The organism is Pseudoalteromonas sp. SaAl2, from assembly GCF_052947895.1.
This window is the reverse complement of record NZ_CM129605.1, coordinates 1,102,589-1,125,160: the sequence shown is the minus strand read 5'-3', so window position 1 is coordinate 1,125,160 and position 22,572 is coordinate 1,102,589. Positions and strand designations below refer to the sequence as shown.

Annotated in this window: 16 protein-coding genes and 3 pseudogenes; 9 read left to right on the top strand and 10 right to left on the bottom strand. The window is 38.5% G+C overall.

Features of this window, described 5'->3' with window-relative positions; genetic code table 11:
* The 5 genes and pseudogenes from ACU8V8_RS05500 to pgi form a co-directional block, all read right to left on the bottom strand.
* Positions 1 to 1,512 carry a tryptophan halogenase family protein gene (locus ACU8V8_RS05500; protein ID WP_446889589.1) on the bottom strand — a complete coding sequence of 504 codons (1,512 nt, stop codon included), beginning with the start codon at positions 1,510 to 1,512 and terminating at the stop codon, positions 1 to 3.
* 64 nt (positions 1,513 to 1,576) lie between these two features.
* Positions 1,577 to 4,117 (bottom strand): TonB-dependent receptor, encoded by a 2,541-nt coding sequence (locus ACU8V8_RS05495; RefSeq protein WP_446889046.1) that lies wholly within the window; start codon positions 4,115 to 4,117, stop codon positions 1,577 to 1,579.
* A gap of 923 nt (positions 4,118 to 5,040) precedes the next feature.
* Positions 5,041 to 5,750: pseudogene (gene pgl / locus ACU8V8_RS05490) on the bottom strand (6-phosphogluconolactonase).
* Positions 5,751 to 5,752: 2 nt separating this feature from the next.
* On the bottom strand, positions 5,753 to 7,225 hold the full coding sequence (gene zwf / locus ACU8V8_RS05485) for a glucose-6-phosphate dehydrogenase (protein ID WP_446889045.1): 1,473 nt from the start codon (positions 7,223 to 7,225) through the stop codon (positions 5,753 to 5,755).
* 262 nt (positions 7,226 to 7,487) lie between these two features.
* Positions 7,488 to 9,131 carry a glucose-6-phosphate isomerase gene (gene pgi / locus ACU8V8_RS05480; protein WP_446889044.1) on the bottom strand — a complete coding sequence of 548 codons (1,644 nt, stop codon included), beginning with the start codon at positions 9,129 to 9,131 and terminating at the stop codon, positions 7,488 to 7,490.
* A gap of 349 nt (positions 9,132 to 9,480) precedes the next feature.
* Here pgi and ACU8V8_RS05475 point away from each other — a divergent pair, with 349 nt between their 5' ends.
* A complete protein-coding gene (locus tag ACU8V8_RS05475) occupies positions 9,481 to 10,509 on the top strand; it encodes a LacI family DNA-binding transcriptional regulator (RefSeq protein WP_446889043.1) in 1,029 nt (342 codons plus the stop codon).
* A 60-nt stretch (positions 10,510 to 10,569) separates the two neighbouring features.
* Here the strand turns inward: ACU8V8_RS05475 and ACU8V8_RS05470 are convergent, their stop codons facing one another.
* The 3 genes from ACU8V8_RS05470 to ACU8V8_RS05460 form a co-directional block, all read right to left on the bottom strand.
* On the bottom strand, positions 10,570 to 12,825 hold the full coding sequence (locus ACU8V8_RS05470) for an aminotransferase class V-fold PLP-dependent enzyme (protein WP_446889042.1): 2,256 nt from the start codon (positions 12,823 to 12,825) through the stop codon (positions 10,570 to 10,572).
* A 114-nt stretch (positions 12,826 to 12,939) separates the two neighbouring features.
* Positions 12,940 to 14,022, bottom strand: coding sequence for an AI-2E family transporter (locus tag ACU8V8_RS05465; protein ID WP_446889041.1), 1,083 nt, complete (start codon positions 14,020 to 14,022; stop codon positions 12,940 to 12,942).
* Positions 14,015 to 14,233, bottom strand: a complete 219-nt coding sequence (locus ACU8V8_RS05460; protein WP_446889040.1) for a hypothetical protein — start codon at positions 14,231 to 14,233, stop codon at positions 14,015 to 14,017. The genes ACU8V8_RS05465 and ACU8V8_RS05460 overlap by 8 nt, the downstream gene beginning before the upstream one ends.
* Positions 14,234 to 14,370: 137 nt before the next feature.
* Between ACU8V8_RS05460 and ACU8V8_RS05455 the strand changes: the two are divergent.
* The 5 genes and pseudogenes from ACU8V8_RS05455 to ACU8V8_RS05435 all read left to right on the top strand — a co-directional run bounded on the left by ACU8V8_RS05455 (position 14,371) and on the right by ACU8V8_RS05435 (position 17,897).
* Positions 14,371 to 15,037, top strand: a pseudogene (locus ACU8V8_RS05455) (hypothetical protein).
* A 1-nt stretch (position 15,038) separates the two neighbouring features.
* Positions 15,039 to 16,499 (top strand): annotated as a pseudogene (gene bepA, locus ACU8V8_RS05450) (beta-barrel assembly-enhancing protease).
* 53 nt (positions 16,500 to 16,552) lie between these two features.
* Positions 16,553 to 16,900: an arsenate reductase (glutaredoxin) gene (gene arsC / locus ACU8V8_RS05445; RefSeq protein WP_446889039.1), complete on the top strand. Its 348-nt coding sequence runs from the start codon at positions 16,553 to 16,555 to the stop codon at positions 16,898 to 16,900.
* Positions 16,900 to 17,454, top strand: a complete 555-nt coding sequence (gene wrbA, locus ACU8V8_RS05440) for an NAD(P)H:quinone oxidoreductase (RefSeq protein ID WP_446889038.1) — start codon at positions 16,900 to 16,902, stop codon at positions 17,452 to 17,454. The genes arsC and wrbA overlap by 1 nt, the downstream gene beginning before the upstream one ends.
* Positions 17,451 to 17,897 (top strand): DUF2069 domain-containing protein, encoded by a 447-nt coding sequence (locus tag ACU8V8_RS05435; protein WP_446889037.1) that lies wholly within the window; start codon positions 17,451 to 17,453, stop codon positions 17,895 to 17,897. The genes wrbA and ACU8V8_RS05435 overlap by 4 nt, the downstream gene beginning before the upstream one ends.
* A 77-nt stretch (positions 17,898 to 17,974) precedes the next feature.
* Here ACU8V8_RS05435 and ACU8V8_RS05430 read toward each other — a convergent pair whose 3' ends face one another.
* Complete coding sequence (locus ACU8V8_RS05430) at positions 17,975 to 19,312, bottom strand: ankyrin repeat domain-containing protein (RefSeq protein ID WP_446889036.1); 1,338 nt, start codon at positions 19,310 to 19,312, stop codon at positions 17,975 to 17,977.
* Between the two features lie 256 nt (positions 19,313 to 19,568).
* Positions 19,569 to 20,165, bottom strand: a complete 597-nt coding sequence (locus ACU8V8_RS05425; protein ID WP_446889035.1) for an MlaC/ttg2D family ABC transporter substrate-binding protein — start codon at positions 20,163 to 20,165, stop codon at positions 19,569 to 19,571.
* Positions 20,166 to 20,400: 235 nt separating this feature from the next.
* Between ACU8V8_RS05425 and ACU8V8_RS05420 the strand changes: the two genes are divergently transcribed.
* The 3 genes from ACU8V8_RS05420 (at position 20,401) to ACU8V8_RS05410 (ending at position 22,528) form a co-directional block, all read left to right on the top strand.
* Positions 20,401 to 20,934, top strand: coding sequence for an acyloxyacyl hydrolase (locus ACU8V8_RS05420; protein WP_446889034.1), 534 nt, complete (start codon positions 20,401 to 20,403; stop codon positions 20,932 to 20,934).
* 53 nt (positions 20,935 to 20,987) lie between these two features.
* On the top strand, positions 20,988 to 21,119 hold the full coding sequence (locus ACU8V8_RS05415) for a DUF2897 family protein (protein ID WP_446889033.1): 132 nt from the start codon (positions 20,988 to 20,990) through the stop codon (positions 21,117 to 21,119).
* Between the two features lie 521 nt (positions 21,120 to 21,640).
* A complete protein-coding gene (locus tag ACU8V8_RS05410; protein WP_446889032.1) occupies positions 21,641 to 22,528 on the top strand; it encodes a LysR substrate-binding domain-containing protein in 888 nt (295 codons plus the stop codon).
* Positions 22,529 to 22,572: the final 44 nt, after the last annotated feature.

The window sequence follows — 22,572 nt, the reverse complement described above, 5'->3', positions numbered from 1 at the left end:
TCAAACACTTTGTAAGCCATATTGCTTGATTTTATCGAGCAATTCGCGATGTTGAGGTAACTTATTAACGATTTGCTGAGTCTTTATTTTTTTCATTTCAAATAACTTATCATCAGGATACTCAGAACCAATTCTATTCTTAGGTAGGTATTTCATACCATACAAAACATACAAATAGTTTTCATAATCAAACAAATCAAACTTACTTTGGAAATCTTCTTTCATTGGGCCATAGCGCCCCCACTTAGTTAAGTTTTTCTTGAGCTCGGTCAGGGTACTTGAAGAAATATCTTTATTAGCAAGCCAAAAAGGTGAATCGGTACGATCTGAAATGCAATAGTGCATTTTAATGAAGTCAAATGTCTTATCCCAAACAAGCTTAATAATTTTATTAAAATCATCTGCTATGAAGCAAATATCATCTCGACATACTGGAAAACGTTTTGACAGTAAGTCTGCTGAAAAGTCTGCGATTAAAATTGCAGTAGCCTCTAATGGCTCAACGAAGCCTTGCGAAAGCCCAATAGCAACACAGTTTTTATGCCAAAATTGCTCACGTTGCCCCACTTTCATCGGTATTTTCCTTGGTGAGATATCATCAAGCCCAAGATATTTTGCTAATTTACCTCTAGCTTCTTCTTCTGACATATGTTTAGATGAATATACGAAACCAACTCCTCTCCTCTGTGTTAGTGTAATATCCCAAATCCAACCAGCTTTGTGTGCCGTCGCTAATGTATAAGGTGGGATCTCAACTTTATCACTTGTAGGAACCTGAATAGTTAATGCAGTATCAGTTAATAAATCAACTGATCGATCATGAAAAGAAATACCTAATTTATCACCTAAAATTGTTGATTTAAACCCAGAACAATCAACAATAAAGTCACAATTTACTTTGTCACCTTTAGAAGTTACTAAATGTGTAATAAAGCCATCGCAATCCAGTTCTGCATCAGTTATCTCCATTAGCTCATGCTTGATAGAAAAATGATTAACTGCATGTTTACCTAAAAAAGCAGCAAATTTTTTGGCATCAAAATGATAAGCATACCCATTAATACCTGCATATTCTGGCGTAGTTATAAGTTTTGGAGCTAAATTTTTTTCACAGCTTTGCTCTTGCTTTGAAACATAGTTTGCAAAGCTATCTGACTGCTTAGTTGACAACCAGCTGTCGATCAAACCTTCTCCAAAAATTTCTGGATGATCAAACAAATGGTGGTAATGATTCTCTCCATGTGCATTTTTATCTAGCCAATTCACAAACTTAATTGATTGTTTAAATGTAACATCGCATTCTTTTATAAATTCAGATTCACTGACACCAAATGAGCGTAACGACTTCCGAATCGCTGGAACAGTACCCTCCCCCACACCAATTGTTGGTATGTTAGGAGACTCTATCAATGTAATTTCAAAGCCTCGACTTTTTAAAGCGCTCCCTAAATGGTTTGCTGTTAGCCACCCTGCTGTGCCACCACCTAATATAACAATTTTTTTGATCATGATATTTCCAACTCATAGCAAAAAGCCCAGTATAGAACTGGGCTTTAACTTTAAATTCTAAATTTAATTAGAAACGAAGTGATACACCTAGCTTATAACGTGCTTCACCTTCAAAGCTCCAGGCTGGGTAGCCATTTTTAAGCTCAGGAACAACCTCTGCCTCTGTTGGAGCTACACCAATTTGAACGCTATCTTCTTCAGTCAGATTAACTGCTTCGAAAGTTAAATCCATATAGTCTGTAACGCTATATGTAGCGCTGAAATCAAGAGTTCCATAAGATTGGTGCTCACGGTTACCGTAGAAGCCAGGAAGCTCACGAATCATATACTCTGAACGCCAGTTATAAGCTAAACGTGCTGAGTAGTAATCTGTTTCATAGTAACCAACTAAGTTAACAGTATGCTCTGAAGAATCAGAGAATACACCTGTTAAATCAGGGTAGTTACTCGCATCTGAAGGCGCATCTACAAATGTATAGTTTGCAGAATAACCAAAGCCGCTGTCGAAGCCGTCTTGAATTTGCAGCTCAATACCTTCGATTTCACCACCTGTCGCATTCAGCTTAGTAGACAATGTCCAATTATCAACGCCAGAGTTAGGATCCACAACACCGATTTGTTGGTTTAGCAACTGGTCTGAAGTTACGAAAGATGTAATATCTTTAAAGAAGTATGTAGCGCTAACCATACCATCACCATCAAAATACCACTCAACACCTAAATCAGCTTGAGTAGCTTTAAATGGATTTAATCCAACATTACCTTTGGTAAGTACTTCATTACCAGGAGTACCATCATCATAACCTGCAAATGAAGAAGCAGAGAACATGTCAGTATAGTTAGGACGAGCAATTACTTGAGATGCTGAAGTACGTAAAATAACGTCTTCTGCTAAATCAAACACGATATTAACGCTTGGAAGAATATCGTTATAGCTTGCTTTATCAGTACTAAGAGTGCTGTCATAACTACCACCTGAGAAGCCATAGTAGTCAGAAGATGCATCTGTAGAGATATAACGTAGACCAAAGTTACCGCGAATACCGTCACCAGAGAACTCAGCCATTGCATAGATAGCTAAGTTTTCTTCTTCAATTGTGCCATAACCTGAGCGATATACATCAGAAGTATTATCATAACTAGCGATTGCGGCTTGTGCATCAGCAATCATCTTATCTAAATCAGGTTCAGGTAAAGTAAAGCCTGCGCCTGAAGACATTGTTCCACTATAATATGTTTCACCATCACCAGAAGGTATTACGTCAGCCAAAGTAGTTGAATACGTTTCTTGAGTTACTTCGTGATCTGCCCAACGGAAACCAGTTTTAATAGCAGTAATTGCACCTAAATCAACAGGGAATGTGAAGTCTAACTGCGCATAAGTTTCTTCATCTGTATTAGGTTGTTTTTTCAAAGACCAACCAGCAGGTGATAATGGACCTGTAAAATCTGATGGCTCAAAATATTTATTAGCAATATCAATTTTAATGACTTCGCCGGTTGCATCATAAGTACCAGCGTAATCTGCTGGAACACCGATAAAGTTACCATAGTTAGCAGTAAGATCTGTACCACCTTCAGATTCAGTAGTTCCTAAGCGACCTTCAACTGAGAAGTTTTCACCATCATATTTGAAACTAGCATCAACTGTATCTGATGACATGCTTGCAATACGCGCCCAAGTTTGTGTCCAACCAGGGTTAGCGCCGGTGCCTGGACGATTATAAAAAGTACAAGTACCAGAAGCATTTGTTTGCTCACAAGCTGCTTCTTTATCATCAGGGAACATTACAAAGTTTGAAGTATTAGCATTATTTGCCTCAAGCTCTAAGCTAAGTACATTTAATCCAAACTCTAAATTTTCTGTTGGGCGGTACTGGAAATTAACATTTAAGGCAGTACGTTCACGCTCTTGCTGGAAAGTAGTAGGTACAATGTCACCCCAACCAATTAATGATTCGATGCCATTTCGCTGATAATCTGTTTCAGCATATGATACAGAGCCTAATACACCAAACGTTTCGTCATCATTTTTCCAGCTATATAAGCCTGAAACTTCTGGATCAACAGTTTCTGAAATAGTACCGTAATCACCTTTAATACTTAAGAAAGTAGTGCCAGCATCCATATCTAGAGGTTTACGAGTATTAACAATTACCGTACCACCGACACCACCTTCAACAATATTTGCTTGAGATGATTTGTAAACTTGGATTTCACCTACTAGTTCTGGCGGTAAAAGTGTATAGTTGAAGCTACGGTCAATTGATTGCTGATCGTACCAACCTGTAGATGCAACAGTTTGACCGTTTAGTAGTGTACGGGTTAATTGACTTGAAGCACCACGAATTGAAACTTGCTGACCTTGACCAAATTGGCGATTTACAGCAACACCAGAAATACGACCAAGCGCTTCACCTACATCGCCATCTGGAAACTTACCAACATCTTCAGCAGATACAGCATCTACTACACCATCTGCAAAGCGTTTTGTGTTCAACGCTGCTTCTAGTGAGCGGCGAATACCACGTACTTCAATTACTTCAACGTCTTCTTGAACTTGATTTTCATCTGCTGCGAATGCAGCTCCAGTGAATCCGGCACTCATTACAAGACCGATATTTACTGCTAATAAGCTTTTTTAAAATTTTTAGCTAACACAGGATTCCCCTTGAATCATTTTGTTGGTTTTATTTATCACTTCTGCCCAGTGATGATGACAACGCTGTCATCTAGTAACAAACCATACACTCTAAATTACATTTGTGCTACATATTTTTAGCTGTTTTATACAATAAAACAGCTAAAAATAACACAAGCCATTGATTTAGAATATAATTAAAAAAGTTCAATTATGATTTGTTACATTTTAACGAGGCGAATATATCATGATCTGCTAAAAAATGAGAAAGGAATTGAGCCTATTTAAGGTAAAATTGCATTTTTAGATCCTACTATGTGTAAAAATTTCGTTCCACTTAGACTATAGGTAGAAGCATATACGAGCCTTTCTTTATACTAAAAACTGTTCCACACAACGAGATTTACTAAATTTAATAATCGCTATTTTAGGGCAAATAAATAGCGAATAGGGAAACCTGTAATAATAACCATTACCAATGACAGCGTTGTCATTTTGATATTATAGAGAGCTATACAACGTATGTCTATAGTTATTTTATAGAGTAATTTATTCTCTATAAAATAACTGCTAGCCACTAGCGGTTGAAGCAACCTTCCATCTAAATAGTTTTATTTATTAATTGTTTAGCAACAAACCGGTTAAATTAATCTAAAGCATATATGCTTTAGATATTTAATACAAAAAGTAAATTTTAACTAAGTCTCGTATCATTAAAATGAGGATCACTGGTGTGAGTTGCTTCTACTATCGGTTCTTTGATTTGCTAGGGTTAGAATGTGACAGATTTTTTTAGCTGTAGTCTTTTACTATGGTAATAAAAAAAGTACAGGCATAAAGCCTGCACTTTTCTCATAAAATAGCTATCTTATAGGGATCCAGCTAAACGTTTACGGCGCCCAATAAACTTCAATATTGATAGTTGGATGATTTAATACAGCTCTAAGAGGCATATCGTTAATATCGCCACCCGCTTTTGCTTTTTATACACTGCAAGTTTTTCTTCGCCGCTGATCAGTAGCTTAACCACTTTAGATTGCGCTATTGCAGCAAGTGTTAATGTCATTCGTTCAGTGATACTTCCCGTCACGTCACTTTCAATGGCATTAATCGCACACACTAATTGTGATGTCGTTAAACCATGCTCAAGGCCTTCTGCATGTGGAAACAATGAAGCAGTGTGGCCATCAGGACCCATACCTAAAATTGTGACGTCAAAACTTTGCTTGAGTTGTTGGTATGCTTTTTCGCACTCCTCACTACCCTGCTTTGCTGTTTTAGCGGCATTTTTCATGGTAATAAAATTTGCAGCAGCGCCATGGTTTTGCAATAAAGTGCTTTTTATAAATGCTTCATTGCTCTTGTCATGACTTGCATCGACCCAACGCTCGTCAACCATCGCAACATCAATATTTTTCCAATTAAGCTCTAAGTTTGAAAGGTGCTTGTAAGCAGGTGCTGGTGACGAACCACCCGAGACCATTAAAACAGCGCGGCCATCATTATTAATGCCTGATACAAGGCTTTGCTCAAGACTGGCTGATAGTTCTGCAGTTAATTCTTCTTTAGAATCAAAAAACTTCTCAATAATAGTTGCCATGGTTACGCCTTATCGCCAGTGTTAAACCAAACATGGTTGTTTTCAGCCAGTAACTCATCTGCATCATCAGGCCCCCAACTACCAGCACGATACAATGCCGGTTTTCCTTTTTCTTGCCAACGCTCTACAATTGGATCAATCCATTTCCAAGCTTGACGCACTTCATCACGGTGGATAAATAATGAAGGGTTATTTGCTGCAGCGTCGAGCATTAAACGCTTATAAGCATCAGAGTGGAAACCATTACTGTAAGCCTGAGACAGCTCAATGTTCATTGTAACTGGCTCTAACTGCATTTCAAGGTTATCAAGGCGTTTTGACATCAAGGTAAGTTGAATGGTTTCTTCTGGTTGTAAGCGGATCACAAGACGATTCGGTTCAATCTTACCCACATTATCGCCATACACATTGTGTGATACTTTTTTATATTCAACCACAATTTCAGCACAACGCTTAGCCATGCGCTTACCTGTACGAAGATAAAATGGAACACCTGCCCAACGCCAGTTATCAATATGCGCGCGAATAGCAACAAAGGTCTCTGTTTTACTTGCGCCTTCATTTAATTCTTCAAGGTAACCTGGGACAATTTTTCCGTCTAAATCACCCGGTACATATTGGCCACGAATAATATTGTCATCTACATCGGCATCTACTAGAGGACGAAGGGACTCTAATACTTTTAGCTTTTCTGTGCGGATACTGTTTGCATTTAGCTTATTCGGTGACTCCATCGCTACTAAGCAAAGAAGTTGTAATAAGTGGTTTTGCACCATATCGCGCAAAGCACCCGCTTTATCGTAGAAACCAGCGCGGCTTTCAAGACCTACCGTTTCAGATAAACTAATTTGAATATTATCAATTGATTTAGCATCCCACATATTTTCAAATAATGAATTTGAAAAACGCAATGCCATTAAGTTTTGAACTGTTTCTTTACCTAAGTAATGGTCAATACGGAAGATTTGTTCTTCTGAAAAATACTCAGCAATTTTAGCATTGATCTCTTCAGCTGATTGACCACAGTAACCAATTGGTTTTTCTACAACCACTCGTGAAGTTGATGTGATCAAGCCTTTGGTAGATAAAATCTCACAACAGCTGCCATATACAGCTGGCGGTAATGATAAGTAAAATACACGCGATTTGTCTTGTGCATCTTCATCTAAAATATTTTTTAGTTTATCCCAATCATCATCAGCTTCAGTTACGTTTGTTACAACTGGTACTAAGTGGGTAGCAAACGCTTTCCAATCTTTAGTGTTAAACTCGCCTTTGCCTAAAAACTGCTTAAGCGCTTCATGCGCGGTTTCAATATATTCTGCACGTTTACTTTCTTCTCGAACGGTCGGTAAAATGCGCGAACCTTGTGGTAGGTTGCCTTCTTGATATGCGCGATACATTGCAGGAAGTAACTTGCGTAGTGCAAGGTCACCGCCGCCCCCAAAAATTACAATATCAAAAGGATTTAGCATAATTTACTCTCTACATTTACTATGCCCTGTTGTCGACTACATAAACTGTAGTGCAGGCATATATTCTTGTTGTTTAGGTGATGTCAGCTTTTAGCATCAATTGAAAAAGCCTGTTGAATTCGCTTGTTCTTAGCTGATTAAATGAGTCTTAGGGGCTCTGCATATCCTCTCACAAACATACAGGCCCTAAGAACCCAGCGCTACCCGTTCAAAGGTATTTGGTATGTAATGTCCGCATAAAACGTACATTACTAAATATTGTTTAAGCGCGATGCGCTTTGTAGTAAGCCATCAATCCTTGTGTAGAACTATCATGTGGATGATTTACAGTATCATCGAGTAACTCGGCTTCAATTTTAGACGCTAAGCCTTTGCCTAACTCTACGCCCCATTGGTCAAATGAGCATATTTCTAAAATAATACCTTGGCAAAATATTTTATGTTCATAAAGCGCTATTAATCGGCCCACTGCTTTAGCATCTACCACATCTAATAAGATTGATGTAGTTGGACGGTTACCTTTATGAATTTTATGATTTACTAGCTGCTCAATCTCAGAATCAGACTTTCCTTTTGCGGCTAAATCAGTACGAACTTGCTCTGCATCAACGCCCATCATCATCGCTTCTGTTTGTGCAAAGAAGTTAGACAATAAAATATCATGATGTTTGCCGACATTTATTTGAGGCTTAACTGATGCAATAAAATCTGCTGGTACAACAATATTACCTTGGTGCAGACACTGATAAAACGCATGTTGCCCATTTATACCTGTCATACCCCAAATAATTGGTACCGTGGTGTAATTTACCGTCTCACCCGCAAAATTCACATGCTTACCATTACTTTCCATTTCACCTTGTTGTAAATACGCTGGCAGCATATGTAAAGCTTGGTCATAAGGTAAAATAGCTTGTGCATTATGCCCCAAAAAGCTGGTGTTCCACACACTTAACAAAGCCATTAATAATGGTATATTTTGCTCATTTGGGGCTGTTTTGAAATGTTCATCAACTTCAAACGCACCCTCAAGGATAGCTTCAAAAGCTTCAAAGCCTAAATAAAGAGCGATTGGTAATCCTATCGCACTCCATAATGAAAAGCGACCACCAACCCAATCCCACATAGTGAATACGTTTTCATCAGCAATACCAAAGGCTGCCGTTTTTTCTAAATTCGTACTGACAGCAACAAAATGCTTGGCAATTGCTTGACTGTCTTGAGCTGACTCTAAAAACCAATCAACTGCAGTTTTTGCATTTGTCATGGTCTCTGAGGTGGTAAATGTTTTTGATGAAATAACAAATAAAGTCGTTTCTGGGTCAATTTCTTTTAAAACAGATGCAATTTGGACACCATCAGCATTGGAAACATAGTGAACACTTAATGTTTCGTCAGCGTAGCTTTTAAGCGCTTCAGTTGCCATCTGAGGGCCTAAATTTGAGCCCCCCACACCAATACTCACAACTGATTTAACCGTTTTTCCTGTATAACCAAGCCATTGTCCTGAGCGCACTTTCTCAACAAACACTTTAATTTTATCAAGCTCAGCGTTAACCACACTACTCACGTTTTCGCCATCAACAACCAGTGAAGAGCTTTTGCGATTTCGTAATGCAGTATGAAGTACAGCTCTGTCTTCGGTGATATTAATTTTTTCACCGCTAAACATTTTATCTCGCCAAAGGGGAATATCACACGCTTGTGCTAATGTGTGTAATTCAGCCATTACTGAGCTATCAATTAATTGCTTTGAATAATCAAATAAGACACCGGGGATCTGGGTAGAAAATTGCTCGAACCGCGCGCTGTCGTTGGCGAATAAATCTTTAAGATGAGCTTTTTTCATCTTCTGTGCACTTACTTGTAATGCTTGCCAACTAGCTAACTGTGAACGACAACTCATTTTTAATATCCCCTTTTGACTTGCAACAAACTGATTTATAACTATCTTTTATAAAAACAGAAGAAAAAATAGCGTAACAACCTACAATCGAGGTTAACGATAAGTTAAAATGACAACGCTGTCAATCTTCTACTTTTATATTTTATATATGAGATAATAACGCATATTTACTCATTTGACACCGGTATCATAAAAATTATCTCAATTATTTTACTGCTATTTTAGCGCAACATTAGATACACTAACTGGTCTTGATGAAGAATTAATGACTCGCCTACTCATTTAGGCTAAAACACTGAGCTTCATGAATTCATGACAACACAAAAACAACAACCTAAAAAGTAACTGTATGAAAGTAACTATAAATGATGTAGCGAAACTCGCTGGGGTTTCGATGAAAACGGTTTCGCGAGTAATCAATAAAGAACCTTCTGTACGCAAAAAAACATATGATGTGGTAATGGAGGCAGTTAACGAGCTTAACTACCAGCCTAACCTAGCTGCACGTAATTTAGCAGGTACATCATCATTTACCGTTGGTCTTGTTTATGACAACCCAAATGCATACTACGTCATTGATATGCAAAATGGCGTATTATCGCGCTGCAAAGATGAAGGCTATGAACTGGTTATACACCCTTGTAGTTACGCCGATGACAACATGGAGCAAGATATCAAAACCATGATCAAACGCTCCCGTTTAGCCGGATTAGTGCTCACACCTCCACTTTCAGAGCAAAGTAGCATTACTAATATGTTGGATGAATTAAATATACACTATGTCCGTGTGTTATCAGGCCGACCAACTGATGAAGATCAAGATACCTGTATTTATGTGAATGATTACAAAGCAGCCTACGAAATCACAACTCATTTACTTGCACTAGGACATAAAAACATCGGTTTTATTTGTGGTGATAAAGAGCATAAATCAACCAGTGAGCGCTTAGAAGGATACAAAGCCGCACTAGCTGATCATAATACCCCAACAAATAACGATTTTATTTATGACGGAAAGTATTCATTTGAGTCAGGTGTTGAGGGTGCTAAAGCATTATTAGCTGATGATAATAAATTAGCAATCACAGCTATTTTAGGCGGCAACGATGAGATGGCTGCAGGAGCGCTTTTTGCTTCGCGTTTAATGGGCATACAAATTCCTGAGCAACTCTCCATTACAGGATTTGAAAACTCGCCGTTTTCACGTCAAACTTGGCCAAAGCTAACAACAGCTCACCAAGAAAATGATGTTATCTCTCAACATGCTGCCCGTTTGTTATTTACTAAAACACGTGGTGCTCGTAACCAAGATAAAGACATTATTACCTCATTTACGCCCTCTATTGTAGTAAGAGACAGCTCCGGCCCTAAATTATAAATACCCAGCCCGACCTGGCGCTCGATAGATAGAGCGCCACAGTACCTAACTGTGTCGATTTTAAACCAACGCCATACCACCATTTAAGTTATAAACCTGATCAAAACCTAGCTGAGCAAGGTTCACTGCCGCTTGTTTCGAACGATTACCACTACGACATAATAAAATATAGCACTGTGATTTGCTCAATTGGCCATCACTTAAAGCATTTGCCATTCTGCTCAGTGGTATATTAATAACGCGCAGTTTGCTTATATCAAACAACGAAGGTAAGTCATTCGCTCCATGTTCATATGGCTCGCGGGTATCAATCAAATATGCGTTTGCATTACTGAGTAAGTTTTTTGCGTGAGCAACATCTACTTGCAAAGGCGATGCAGTGTCTACTTGTGTAGCATAGCCACATAGAGTTTCGAACTTCCCTTTGTCTTCAATATCACTGGTTTGCTTTTTGTGTGTAAATTCAGTCATTGTTATGTGGTTTTTAACGAGATCAGCTAACAGCGGCGTTTGCTGTATTTGCGCCTGCCAAGTGATTGCAAAGCACTGCTGATAATCATGGCCTGAACAAATTATGCTATCAGGTGATAATCTTTGCTGCAGTTTATTGAGCGAGTCTGCCATTTGCATAGCATCTCCGCCTTGCAAACAGGTATTACCCAGCCCAGCAGGTAAAAGTAAATCACCACAAAAACAATAGAGCACTTTCTTTGTTTTATTGCAGCGTAACAAATAACTTAAACTATCAACACTGTGACCTGGTGTTGCCAGCCGCTCTAACCTTGTCTCTCCCAACTCGATAACCGACGCATCCGCTGGCCAACCTAATGGATCTGAACCACAAAAATTTAAATGTACTGAAAGAGCGGCCTTAAATAGCTCAACAGATGACATACGATCTTGATGTGCATGAGTGTCTAAAATGGCAACAACTTGAAGCTTTTGTGTAGTGACTATTTTTTCTAATCGCGGTAATAACTCTGCAATTGGATCTATTATTACTGCTTGGCGTTGGCTCGTAACATACAACCAGCAGCATGCCCCTTGGTGACGGTACTGCGTTAAACCAAGTGCACAAGCTTCTTGCTGCGGTGATTCAGAATCTGACACGATTAAACAGTTTGCTTGCAAAATAGATTTAAGAGAGCGAATGCGCTCGCAAGCAAAATCAATATCCGTTTGCGTGGTGGCCGGTCCAAATGATAATCGTAAAGCATTTTCACTTTGCCAGTTAGACTTCCCCATTGCATCTAAAACAAAGCTTCTACTGGCCCCTGAACTACACGCTGAGCCACCGCTAATGCGTATGCCTGCTGCATCAAATAAGTCCATCACTTCTTTACTACTCAACTCATTAACAGAGAAGTTAAGCGTAGTGGGAACACTGTTTTCAAATTTATGATTAAACGTCAATTGACCAAATGTGTACTGTAGTGCATTGTGTAATTTTTCTCGATAATCATGCAATACGTTGAGTGGCTTAAACGTGTCATCTGTCTCATCTAATAACAAATTAAAAAGCTTATTAAGACCAGCAATACCAGGTAAATTTTCGGTGCCAGAGCGCATACCACTTTCTTGCCCTCCCCCGGCAATAAACGGGGTATAAGCACTTCCTTGACGAATATAGAGCACACCGATTCCTTTCGGAGCATATAATTTATGCCCAGAAAACGGCGCATAGTCTATCGTTGTTGTACTGAGCTCTAATGCTGTTTTTCCTAACGCTTGAACGCAATCAACCATCCATGCAACGTCCGTGTTTTTTGCACGAATTACTGCCTCTATTGCAGTTAAGTCTTGATAGACACCCGTTTCATTATTCACCGCCATGGTACAAATCATCAATGCTTTGTCGGCATGTTGTGCAATAAAATCTAAATCTAAAATACCCTCACTTGAAACGGGTATGGCAAGAACTTGTGCATTGATCCCTAAGACTTCATTCCAATGAATTAATGTATTTGGCACTGCTTTATGCTCAGTTGCCCCATAAAGTAAAACCGGTTTATCAATCGAGTGATTTTTTGCGGCTATTAGTGTAGAAACAACAGCAGTTTGAATACCTTCAGTAGCACCAGAGGTAAATAAAATATCACCATCATGCGCACCAATCACTGCTCGCGCTCGATTACGAGTTTGTTCTAATAAATGTTTGGCTTGAATACCAGTAATGTGCGAAGACGATGGATTACCAAAGCAAATTTGCATCGTATGGGAAACAACCTCTGCAATGCAAGGCAACACGGGCGTTGTTGCGTTTGCATCAAGGTAAATTTGTGATGTTGAATCAGTTGAAAGTAAAAGATCAGACATTAAAAAACGCACCATATTACTAAAAGATATATCTTATAACACATTCTACATAAATTTTATGTGCTGCGTAATAATCAATTCATCTCTATGGTGCGCTATCTATACCATTTAAGACTAAAGCTGTTGATTATGCTCAATCAGTTGCTCCTCTTGCTTGCTCGACCATGCATTAATTAGTGCCTTTACGAGTGAAGCGAGAGGGATCGCAAAAAACACGCCCCAGAACCCCCAAAGCCCACCAAAAAATAACACCGCAACAATAATAAATACCGGGTTTAAGTCTACCGCTTCAGAAAACAACAATGGCACAAGAACATTACCATCAAGCGCTTGAATAATGCCGTATACAATTAAAATGGTCCAAAACTGTGTTTCTAAGCCAAACTGAAACAACGCCACTGCTGCAACGGGGATTGTAACTAAAGCAGCACCTACAAAAGGGATCAGTACAGAAAAACCAACGAGCACACCAAGCAGTGCTGCATAACGAAGATCTAGGACTGTAAAAGCAATAAACGATGCCGAACCCACAATTAAAATTTCAAACACTTTGCCACGAATATAATTCATAATTTGCTGATTCATTTCGTGCCAAACCTGTAAAATCAAGCGACGCTGTTTAGGTATCAATTTTTCTGCGCTCGTTATTAATTCGAGTTTGTCCTTTAGCATAAAAAATACTAACAAAGGCACTAAAATCAAATATATAAGCCAAGCAGCTACATCTTTAAGTGAAGTCAATGATGCAGAGAGCACGACTTGACCAAATTCAATTACTTTATTTTCAACATTAGCAACTACAGACTGCACTTGCTCTGCAGTAATGAGGCTTGGATAATCATCCGGTAATTGCAATAAAAATGCTTTACCCTGTTCAATCATATGAGGGGACTCTTGTACTAAGTTACTCGCCTGCTGCCAAAGTACAGGTCCCATGCCGATAATTAAAGTCAACATAACGCTGGTAAATACCAACATCACCAAAATTGTCGCACTAAATCGGCGAAACCCTAAACGCTCAAGATGAACAACAGGCCAATCTAATAAATAAGCAATCACTAACGCAACTAATACTGGCACAATCAATGAGCCAAAGAAGTAAAACAACGCCATAAGCGCAATTAATAAAAAAAGTAAGGTAACTGAGTGAGGATCTGAAAACTTTCGTTCGTACCAGGTTTTTACATATTCAAACACGTAATGGCTCCACAAATAACAGCCCTAGCTGCGGCTCTAATTTGTATTGATAATGATGTTTTTGCAAAAAACGTTCTATATCTGACGTAGATTGCTCTATTGAAAAAATAAATTTAATCGACCGCATGTTACAGTTTGCCTGTTTTAAGCCTAACTTAAATTGAATAAATTGCTGCGGGCAATTATATGTTCGTAAATCGAATTCTAACATAACTCGCATTCTCCCAAGATAAAATGCACAAAAAGTCTCATTACGCTGGTCTGTTGCTGAGTGTATTTGAAATTTTTCTTAAAACCCGCAGCGCAATAGTTTATCCTTAGTAAATAAACTGTAGTAAGGATATATTCATGCCCGGGACGCATAATAAAGCGCTACTACCAAGTAATCCAACTTTAAAAGAGATTAACTGGTATAAAAAGCAAATAAATTGGGGTGAATTACCACCATTTTATCATATGGTTGCGTCTTCAGTTAGTGAATCTGAGGGCATCTTAGAGCATGGCTTTGATAACGCCGTTAAGCGCTTAATAGATAAACGTAACTGGAACTTAGACATACTCGAAGGCTTTGAAAATTCACTCGGTGAAATCCATTGTGATAAAAAAACCGCGCATAGCTTTACATCAAATTTTTACTGACCGAGGTTTTGAACTATGGGCGCTTCCCTACGCCAAGGAAGTTACAATAGATCAATATGTAAAAGATAACCGCTTTATGGAGTTTAAAGTATGGGATCCTGTCACCATGAAAAGCCTGATCCGAATAAATCAATTACATAAGTTTATCGGGTTTTATTTTGAACGTGGTGATAAGGCCGATAAAGCTTTGATCCTCCACGCTCACAAAACAGTACATAAAATTATTACTTTTTTACAAAGAGAATTGAACGTAGTAAAGCTCGATGGTGTCACAATAAAAGATTTCTACCAATTGTGTGAAAAAGACAGCCGTGCATGCAGTGATGAAATTGATATAGCAAAACTGATGCTTGGCGACACAATCAACAAGGAATAAAATGCGATTAAAATCAGCCTTTATCACCGCAATTAGTGCTTTGCTTACGATAAGCGTACTCAGCAGTGAGCCTTTAAAGGCACAAACTAACTTTAAACTACCAGATTTAGGTACTTCTGCGTTACAAGCTTTACCACTTGAAAAAGAACAAGCGATTGGTGAAGTAATGATGATGCAAATTCGAGGTTCATCCCCCGTTATTAACGATCCTGTACTTGATGAATATTTAACAACCCTTGGTCGAAAGTTAGTGGCTAACGCTAATGATGTACGCTTCCCTTTTTCTTTTTCTGGATCAATAACCCTGAGATCAATGCCTTTGCTTTTTACGGTGGTCATGTAGGCGTACATACAGGGTTGATGGCACAATCAGATAATGAAAGTCAATTTGCGTCCGTACTAGGCCATGAAATTGCTCACGTTACACAGCGCCACCTAGCTCGTAGAATTCAACAGCAGCAAGATAATAGCGCACTCACAATTGCGGGGATGATAGCCGGTATTTTAGCCACCGTTGTATCGCCTGACGCAGGTATTGCTATTATTTCTGCAAACCAAACTCAAGCCGCCTTTAGCCAATTAACGCATAGTCGCTCGGCAGAACAAGAAGCGGATCGGATTGGTATGCAAACTCTTAACAATGCTGGTTTTGACCCCTATGCATCGAGCGAGTTTTTAACCAAACTTGCTGCTCAACTTCGCTACAAATATAAACCTCCAGCGTTCTTACTTACTCACCCACTCCCTGAATCTAGGGTATCCGATGTACGTTTGCGCGCACAACAATATGACAAACGTCAGTACCCGCCTAGTTTAGAGTTTAATTTGGCAAAAAGCCGGGTGATTGCCCGCTATCATCATAAACCTAAAGATGCTGAAAATTTATTTAGAAAACTCATTAAAGACAATAGTTTTTACAATACCACTGCACTTAAGTATGGATTGGGAATTAGTTTACTTGATCAAAAAAAAGCTCGCTGATGCGGCTGTTATTTTAGAAGATTTACTTGCTTCAGATCCGAAAAATCTATTTTATATTGATACTCATACCGACTTACTCATTGCCCAAAAAAAGCCTGACGAAGCAGTTAATTTTTTAGCAAACTTACACAACAATCGACCTAATAACCAAGTAATTACCTTAAATTACGCTAATGCGGCTTTAGAGGCAGAGCAGTACCCTCTAGCAGAGCAGCTGCTAAAGTCTTTTTTACTTGAAAAGCCAGATCATAACTTGGCGAAACAATTACTCGCTGATACCTACAAAAAACAAAATAACTTGGCTGCGTATCACGAAGCAAATGCTGATGTACTAGCCCAGTATGGTGCGTATTTAAAAGCGGCTGACGAAGTGCAAAAAGCGTTAAATTTTGTCGAACCTCAAGAGCTGGTGAAACAGCAGAGGTTAAAAGCGTTACTAACACAATATAGGCAAATGCAAAAAGAACTCGCGAGACTTTAAGTCTCGCATGAGTTGCCCTAAAATAGCCTCACTTTAGCTAAAGGATATTTATTATGTCAGTCTCTATTTATCATAATCCACGTTGTTCTAAATCTCGTGAAACACTCGCATTGCTTGAAGAAAAATCAATAACTCCAGACATTATCGAGTACTTAAAAACGCCATTAAATGAAGCTCAATTAAAAACACTTATAGATCAATTAGGGTTTAATTCAGCCCGCGAAATGATGCGTACCAAGGAAGACATATACAAAGAGCTCAACTTAAAAGAGCAGACAAACGAAGATGCTCTTATCAAAGCCATGGTACAAAACCCTAAATTAATCGAGCGCCCTATTGTGGTTAACAACAATAAAGCGGCAATTGGTCGTCCTCCTGAAAACGTTTTAAGCGTACTTTAATGCAACCAACTATTATTGTTCTTTACCACTCGAGCCACGGCTCTGTTGCAGCTATGGCACATGAAATTGCCGATGCCATTGAATTACAAGGCGGTATAGCCTTACTACGTACTTTTGTCGTTAAAAACCCTGAAGATATTGTTATCAGTAAAGAAGAACTAATAAGCTGTGATGGACTGGCCTTTGGTACTCCAACCCGTTTTGGCATGATGGCTTCGCAAGCGAAAACATTTTGGGAGACCACCAGTGATTTATGGCTCAAGGGTCAGCTGATTGATAAACCCGCTTGCGTGTTTTCATCGTCAAGTAGTATGCATGGTGGAAATGAAGCTACGTTATTGAATTTATCATTGCCACTTTTACACCATGGAATGATGTTGATGGGTGTCCCTTATGAAGTTCCTGAGTTGCTCGCAACACAATCCGGCGGTACCCCCTACGGTGCCAGCCATGTCGCAGGCTCAAATAACAGCGCCCAACTGAGTAAAGACGAAATCAAAATTTGCCAAAGTGTTGGCCAAAGACTGGTTAAAATCACGAGAAAACTGCAATGACAACTAAAAAAACTACCAGCATAGCTAAGAAGCCACTGACGATTCGATTTCAGCGTATAGCATTGTTTGGCTACTTTGGGCTTTTAATATTGATGCCAATATGGCTTTACTTAATTGCTCCTCGTGAAGGCCATAGCAGCGGCTTTATTTTTGCTGTTTATGTCCTCCCTTTACTCCTACCTCTAAAAGGTATTTTACAAGACAAACCTTATACGTATGCATGGGCAAACTTTATTGTCATGTTTTATTTCATCCATGGCTTTACATTATTATGGGTTGCCCAAGAACAACTTATTTGGGTATTACTGGAATTACTATTCGCCAGTGCCATGTTTATAGGGTGCACTTACTATGCTCGTCATCGAGGCCAAGAGTTAGGGCTTAAAATACGTAAACTAAAAGAAGAGCTTGCGGAAGAAAAAGCCGCCCATGAAGATAATTAACATTAATAAAAAGTAGCTTTCTATACAAAAAACGCGCTATTTAGTTTAGCGCGTTTTTTGTAGTTGCAATCATAAAATCAGACTAATTCGCTCAATGTAGCTAATGCTACAATACTGGCAAGTCCTAATTGTGCTATCAAACTCATAAACGAAAAACACCGTAAAACAAATAAACCCCAAGGGTGTTTGATATGCGGATATAAAGCGCAGCGTTTTAAGCTCATTGCAAAGAAGAAGCAAATAATCGATAACATGGTGAGGCTTAATGTTAATTCACTTTTTATTGCAAGCGTTTCATCGAAAAAGAAAAACAACTGTAATGGTAATAATAAAGTGACAATGGCATGTAATCCATGCACTTTTTTAATTCGTGCAAACTGCCCATCAGGTGAAAGCTCTTTTATACCAAAGTCTCGCTCTAAACATTTGACTAATTGCGTTGCTTTTATACTCACAGCTAAGCGGTAACAACTCAGTCCTTCGTTATTTCGTACTCGAAAGTCGTAACCTGATTTAAGTAATAACACCATTAGCGGTTCATTTTTAGCAACAACGGCATAATGCAATGCAGTATTACCTAACTTATCCGCGAGTGTTTTATCTTGCTTATCGAGCAAGGTTTGAACTAAGTTTACATAACCTTTTTCTACCGCCCACATAAATGCGGTTTTGTCATTATCGTCACTTAACGTGCCTGTCGCACCTTGCTCAATAAAGCGCATAGCCATTGTTTGCTTTGCTGTATCAAAGCTTAGATGCGCCAATAAGGCTTGCTCTAATAAAAGCGCAGAATCTACATCAGGAGATACTTGGGTTAGTAAGGTGAAATAATCTTTGCCACTTGCTACTTTTTCAGCGGCTAGCTCGCTTAAGCGCTCAATATCATTCACTGACTGAGGAATGAATTGACTAAAACGCTCTCTAAAATCAACTTCTTCCCATATTGCTAATGCATCCTCAGCACTAATTTTACTCCCTGTATTGAGTGCATGCTCAATAACCGTAAAATAGCGTTTAGTAAACAAATGACCAATCAGTGAAAGCGGTGTCTCAATAGCTGCCTGCGCTGCTATGCTGGCGTACTTTTCTAACCGCTGACACATTAATAGCACTAGGCTTTCGGGGGTATAGTCATTGTCGTAATAGTAATTTTTTGCTGCACTTATATAATGCTGTGCATCTTCATCGTATTCACTAATATGTTGAAAGAAACATTCTTCAAACGGTTCGAGTGGAGTTAACCATGTGAGGTAATAAATTGGGGGTAATACGGTGGTACAAACACCATCATCTTCTTCAGTGGAGCGACAAGCAGGCCACGCTTCTAAAGCGTCTAAAATAAATGCCCCGTTCTGCTCAATAAGTCCTTTGACTAATAGCGGGTATTCTTTAGGCCAAATTAGTACATTTTCCATTAAATCAACACAACTCCAGTGTCTAAAATGCTTGGGGGATAAGTGAGTGCTTAGTTATAACAACCTAAAACTGACACTGCGCTTAATACTCTTCAATACTTGTGCACAATAGAGCAATCGACTCAAATACACGAGGCTTATTCTAACATACCTTGATCCACGCGCTAGACTAAAGAGTGTGATTTTAAAAGAATAATAGAAAACGACAAACTACTGACATAGCTTGTCGTTTTAGGTTGGAGACAAACTTAAAAAGCTATTTTTTACCCAATTCTGTTGTTACTTGCGCCAACCCAACTGCTGAAATTCGCTGGATGACTTCTTTTTGTTTTGCACTTAATAGTGAAATTCCTTCAGCGACAATATCGTATACTTTCCAGCTACCATCTTTACTTTGACGTAACTTAAAATGCAGATCAATTGTTGGCGCGCTGGTGTCTATGATCTGTGTTTTGACTGTAGCGAAATCACCAGAGATTACATTTTTATCATCTTCAAATTTAATTTCTTGTCCGGTGTATTTCATTAACGCACCGGCATAAGTTGCACTCAAGTAATGTTCAACTGAGGAAATAAACGCACTCGCCTGCGCACGATCAATTCCTTTAATATGTTTACCTAGTAATTTATATGAGACAAATTTCACATCCATATGAGGCATCAAATATTTATCTACAACGGCAGTCATTTCACTTTTACTTGCCGTTCCTTGATTATTTACTTTACTGATTTCACTAAACAACTGATCCCCCACTTGAGTTAAGAGCTGTACCGGTGATTGCTTAGCATTTGCAAAAAGGGAGCTACTAAAAAATAATGTAATAATGAGTAGATAGTACTTAAGTGTAATCATCGTGTGTCTCCCTTTGTATGTGAGCATGCAATCTACCTGTTTTATATGCTTATAAAAAGAACCTAAATGGCACATTATTAGTGCCAATTTCACACCAATAAAAATAATTCTTTATAATCAATTTGTTACTCCTACAATCACCTAACTCCAAAACATATATGGTTTTCGACCGCTTGAATTCCTATGTATCACGCCCTTATTTTGTCAATATCAATTACACTTATGGACGCTTCTAATGGCTTATAAACAAGCATTTAAATATATTTTTATGGTATTAATTTTCACCGCTGGTACTAACAGTTTTGCACTATCAAAGCATGGCTATGCCCTCGATTACGTCCAAGGCGAAGGAGGCGTTAAAGGGCTAAAGCTTGCCTACCAGTACCATGCCCCACAGCTTCAATCGATTTTGAAAAATAGCCATATTTATTTAGAATCGAGCGTCAACATTTGGGAATACGGCGCTGAAAATAAGCATCAAACTAATTTGGTATTAGCAATGTCTCCGGTGGTTCAATACCCTTTAGGCCTTATTAAAAACATACCTATATCTATAGAAGCAGGAATTGGGTTTTCTCTTATTGACGATACTTACTTTGCAAGTAAAAATGTAAGTACACACTATCAGTTTGAGGATAGGTTCGGCTTTGTTGCCGAGTTTGATGAAGTGACGGCTGCTTTACGCTACCTGCATTACTCAAACGCAGGTTTTAAACGCCCTAACCCTGGACTCGATTTTATATCCTTATCTTTTGCCAAACGTTTTTAACGTTTGTGTGATTTGCTACACTATTCGCACATCACACAAACGAGTCTAAGCAAATGCAACTTTGGCACATTTTGATCATTGTTTTGGTTTTAGCCATAATCATCGGGAATATAATGCTATTAAAGCATTCAGCAAACATTGGCTTTAAAACATCAAATAAAGATACAAAAAAGAATGAAGAATGAATATTTTCCCCCTTGTTCAGCATCTCTTTAATTTTAGGCAATGGTGAGTTCGTGTCGGTTTAGATTGTATCTTTGCAAAGAGTAGACTAAACCGACTCAAACCTGAGTGTTTCACACCCCCTTCACTTTCAACTTCAATTGCCTGTGTCACTTCAACTCAACACTGCTATAAATGATTTATTAGAGCGTATTATTAACCCCAAAAAATACATTGCAACTAGACTGACAATTTAGTGTTTACTAATTTTGTTCACCGTTTACTAAACAGATTAATTCTTTGACGAAAGAAGTGCCTCTTTATAAACCCACGCTTCAACGTGAGGTAAATTCATGAAAAAATTCAAACCAATCATAAAAAACAAACTGACAACGCTGTCAATTAAGTGCCGTGGCTGAATTACAGCATTTAAGTGACGTTAATTAATTGTTTTAGCCATCCAGACGTTGAAGCATCTCAAATAAAAGCGTAATATGTCTAAAATCTGAGTGAACCTCACTTTTTCCCATGAGAATTATTAAAGATGATTGATGTAAAACATTTGAAGACCATCGCCACATTAAAAGAAACAGGTTCTTTGGTGAATACCGCCCGTGAGCTTTTTTTAACTCAGTCTGCTTTATCTCACCAGATAAAAGATTTAGAGAATAAGCTAGATTGCCAGTTATTTGAACGTAAAACTCAACCAGTGCGTTTTACGCCGCAAGGTATGTTACTTTTAGAATTAGCAAATGAAATACTGCCAAGAGTTGAGGCAACTAAGTGCCGGTTAAAAGAAAGCTTAAATCAGCCAATTTCACAACTACGTTTAAGTGTAGAATGCCACGCTTGCTTCCATTGGTTATTGCCAACCATTAAAGAATTTAATAATTTTTGGCCTGATATAAAAGTCGATTACGAGCGTGGTTTTAGCTATGATGCCATTCCAGATTTACTAAATGAAGAACTAGACTTAGTTTTAACATCCGATATTCGAGAACCTGATAAGCTTGAATATGCACATCTTTTTGACTTCAAGTTAAAGTTAATTGTCGCACCAGATCACGAACTTGCTAAAAAAGCTTATGTCACAGCGTTAGACTTAAAAAACGAAACTATAATTTCTTATCCAATTCCCCGTGAACGTCAGGATATATTTAAACATTTTATCCAAAACGCACGATTTGACGGCACACTAAAAAACGTTGACCAAGGGCTTTTAATTTTCCAACTAGTGAGTGCAGGCATGGGGGTTGCAGCATTACCCGATTGGCTTGTGACTCCATATGAAAGCCAAGGATTAATAAAGTCAATTCCTCTTGGTGCACTGGGGCTAACCCGGCCAATGTATTTGGCGATGAAGAAGAACATGAAAGACAACCCAGTATATCGTCACTTTTTAAATACTTGTAAATTAAATAACGGTCGATAATCTCAATCATTCACAGTAGCATAGATATAAATTTAGTTAATAAT

What these genes read in the sequence shown, in the direction of transcription:
- ACU8V8_RS05495 (WP_446889046.1), bottom strand. Translation starts at nt 4,117, where the DNA reads ATGAGTGCCGGATTCACTGGAGCTGCATTCGCAGCAGATGAAAATCAA.
- zwf (WP_446889045.1), bottom strand. Translation starts at nt 7,225, where the DNA reads ATGCTAAATCCTTTTGATATTGTAATTTTTGGGGGCGGCGGTGACCTT.
- pgi (WP_446889044.1), bottom strand. Translation starts at nt 9,131, where the DNA reads ATGAGTTGTCGTTCACAGTTAGCTAGTTGGCAAGCATTACAAGTAAGT.
- ACU8V8_RS05475 (WP_446889043.1), top strand. Translation starts at nt 9,481, where the DNA reads ATGAAAGTAACTATAAATGATGTAGCGAAACTCGCTGGGGTTTCGATG.
- ACU8V8_RS05470 (WP_446889042.1), bottom strand. Translation starts at nt 12,825, where the DNA reads ATGTCTGATCTTTTACTTTCAACTGATTCAACATCACAAATTTACCTT.
- ACU8V8_RS05460 (WP_446889040.1), bottom strand. Translation starts at nt 14,233, where the DNA reads ATGTTAGAATTCGATTTACGAACATATAATTGCCCGCAGCAATTTATT.
- arsC (WP_446889039.1), top strand. Translation starts at nt 16,553, where the DNA reads ATGTCAGTCTCTATTTATCATAATCCACGTTGTTCTAAATCTCGTGAA.
- wrbA (WP_446889038.1), top strand. Translation starts at nt 16,900, where the DNA reads ATGCAACCAACTATTATTGTTCTTTACCACTCGAGCCACGGCTCTGTT.
- ACU8V8_RS05435 (WP_446889037.1), top strand. Translation starts at nt 17,451, where the DNA reads ATGACAACTAAAAAAACTACCAGCATAGCTAAGAAGCCACTGACGATT.
- ACU8V8_RS05430 (WP_446889036.1), bottom strand. Translation starts at nt 19,312, where the DNA reads ATGGAAAATGTACTAATTTGGCCTAAAGAATACCCGCTATTAGTCAAA.
- ACU8V8_RS05425 (WP_446889035.1), bottom strand. Translation starts at nt 20,165, where the DNA reads ATGATTACACTTAAGTACTATCTACTCATTATTACATTATTTTTTAGT.
- ACU8V8_RS05420 (WP_446889034.1), top strand. Translation starts at nt 20,401, where the DNA reads ATGGCTTATAAACAAGCATTTAAATATATTTTTATGGTATTAATTTTC.
- ACU8V8_RS05415 (WP_446889033.1), top strand. Translation starts at nt 20,988, where the DNA reads ATGCAACTTTGGCACATTTTGATCATTGTTTTGGTTTTAGCCATAATC.
- ACU8V8_RS05410 (WP_446889032.1), top strand. Translation starts at nt 21,641, where the DNA reads ATGATTGATGTAAAACATTTGAAGACCATCGCCACATTAAAAGAAACA.